At 71.2% G+C, this 764-nt stretch carries 2 protein-coding genes; both read left to right on the top strand.

From position 1 onward, the window contains the following. On the top strand, nucleotides 1-457 hold a 457-nt coding region (locus HUK84_RS21125), incomplete at its 5' end, for a hypothetical protein (protein ID WP_374729406.1). Between the two features lie 7 nt (nucleotides 458-464). Beyond that, nucleotides 465-764, top strand: a 300-nt coding sequence (locus HUK84_RS21130; protein WP_176641917.1) for a ubiquinol-cytochrome c reductase iron-sulfur subunit N-terminal domain-containing protein, incomplete at its 3' end; no start/stop codon positions are given.

The following is a 764-nucleotide window of genomic DNA, read 5'->3' on the forward strand; positions in this document are numbered from 1 at the left end:
TTCCGATACCCCGAACAAACTGGGCGGCCGCCGCGGCCGCCTGACGATGCGCCAGCGCATCGACAGGCGGCTGGTCATGGTCGTGCCGATGGCCCTGCTCGCGGTCGTCGCCGCGCGCATGGGCTGGCTGGACCAGGCGGCGGACCAGATCACCTTCCGCCACGCCAACTGGTTCGACGACACCGCCCTGGTGGAACATTTCCGCACGGTCGTGACCCATAACGGCATGACCGACCTGCCCGGGCGTTGCGTGCTGTTCATCGTCAACGGCAATGATCCGCCGGACGCCACGCGCTTCGACGTCATGGCCAAGCATTCCGGCTCCTGCCCGGGGGCGAAGGACCCGGCCCTCAAGAACACGCTGCCCAAACTGTTCACGCTGCGGGTCGACCGGGTCGACCAGACGGTGCAGACCGACTGGGGCTCGCCCGGCACCTTCCACCCCCTGCCGCGTTAGGGGCGCCATGACGACCCGGGGCGATCCTCCTCCCATGCACGCCGCCATCCCCACGGATGGCAAACGGCGCGACTTCCTCACCCTGGTCACGCTGGCCGCCGGCGGGGCGGGGGCGGCCGCCTTCGCCTGGCCGTTCCTCGACTCCCTGCGCCCGGCCGATTCCGGCGCCGCCCGCGCCCCGGTCGATGTCGACGTCTCCAAGCTCCCCCCGGGGCAGCAGATCACCGTCGTCTGGCACGGCAGTCCGGTCTTCATCACCCACCGCACGCCCCAGGCCCTGGCCCGGCTGCGGGATCCTGCCCTGGCC

The organism is Nguyenibacter vanlangensis (genome assembly GCF_013376155.1).
GTDB lineage: Bacteria > Pseudomonadota > Alphaproteobacteria > Acetobacterales > Acetobacteraceae > Gluconacetobacter > Gluconacetobacter vanlangensis.